This is a genomic window from Streptomyces sp. P5F9 (assembly GCF_057961495.1).
In genome coordinates, this window is record NZ_JBXVPZ010000880.1 from 1 (window position 1) to 1634 (window position 1634).

Genomic DNA, 1634 nt, shown 5'->3' on the forward strand with positions numbered 1-1634 from the left:
CCCCCATACTTCCCGGCGAACGCCCCACCTTCCGCACCGTCGCCCCCGTCCCCCTGTTCACCGCCGTACTGGCCGGGCTCGCGGTCGCCGGCGCGGTCTATGTGACACCCGGCTCGAAGCGCCTCGCGGTCGCCTGCGGTGCCGGGGCCGGCGCGCTGCTGCTGTGCGCGGCCGTCGCGCTCGCCACGCACGCGTACCAGACGGCCCGGATCACCCGCCGCCGCCTTGAGGCCGTCACCCTGGACGCGGGGCGGCTGCTGCAGGAACGAGCCCGGCTGAGCTCGGACTTCGACCGGGAGCGCGTGCAGCTGACCGAGGAGCTGACCCACGAACGGGCCCGGCTGACCGCGGAACTCTCGCAGGAACGCGCCCGGTTGACCTCCGACTTCTCCCAGGAGCGCATGCGCCTCACCACCTCCTTCGCGGAGGAGCGCGGCCGCCTCACGGAGGAGAGCGAGCTGGAGCGGGCCCGCCTCACCGCCGAGAACAAGCAGCTGGCCGAGCGGGCCCGCCGGGACTCCCACGAGCGTGCCGCCGCGCTCTCCGCGACCGCCAACGCGGCGGGCCGGATGCAGGCGTTGGCCACCGGCATGCTCGCCGACCTGCGCGCCATGGAGGATCGGCACTCGGACGAGGACGTCCTCGCCGACCTGCTCCACCTCGACCACCGCACCGCGCAGGCGGGCCGTCTCGCCGACTCCGTCGCCGTCCTCACGGGCGCCCGCTCCGGCCGCCGTTGGGCCCGCCCCATCGCCATGGAGTCGATCCTGCGGGGCGCGATGGGCCGTATCAGCGGCTATCAACGCGTGCGCGTGCACTCCGCCAGCGACACCGCCGTCGCCGGGCACGCGGCCGAGGGCGTGATGCACGCGCTCGCCGAACTCCTCGACAACGCCGCGAACTTCTCGCCGCCGAGCGCCGAAGTGCATGTCTACGTAGAAGAAGTGCCCGCCGGGGTCATCCTCTCGGTGGAGGACAGCGGCCTGGTCATGGGCGACATCCAGCTGCGCCGCGCCGAGCGCGCCGTCTCCGGCGACTCCGCCGAACTGGGCGGCCTCACCGGCACCCGGCTCGGCCTCGCGGTCGTCGGGCGGCTGGCCCGCAAGTACGGCCTGAAGGTGTCGTACCGGCCCTCCGCACGGGGTGGCACCGGCGTCCTGATGCTCGTACCGCAGGACATCCTGGTGCCCCAGGACGCGCCGACACCGCAGGTGTCCCTCGGCCTTCCCGAGCCGTCGCCGTCACCGCCGTCGCCGTCGACACCGGTGGATCCGGAGGCAGTTGCCACGCCCGCGCCCTCCGTCCGGGACCATCCGTGGATGTCCTACGCCGCCGGCCGCACCCTCGCCGATCTGGACCCCGACCCGGTGCCCACGCACGAGTCGCCGGACCGGGGTGCCCCGGCCGATGCCGTGATGGACGCGGCGAACACGTTGCCCGAAGGCCTGCCCAAGCGTCGCCGGGGTCAGGCACTCGCGGAAGCCGAGCGTGCACGCGCGCGTGCGGAGTCCCCCGTGCCCGAGACGACCCCTCCGCCCCCCTCGGCCGACGACACCCTCGCCCGCACCGCCCGCTTCAACAGCTTCCGCCGGGCCGTACGCGAGGCGGCGACCGACCAGGGCACGCGCGCGTGC

Annotated in this window: 1 protein-coding gene; it reads left to right on the forward strand. The window is 74.7% G+C overall.

Going from position 1 to position 1634, the window contains the following annotated elements:
- Positions 1-1634 (forward strand): sensor histidine kinase (locus AC31A1_RS51125; RefSeq protein WP_489659867.1); only part of this gene is annotated, 1634 nt, incomplete at both ends.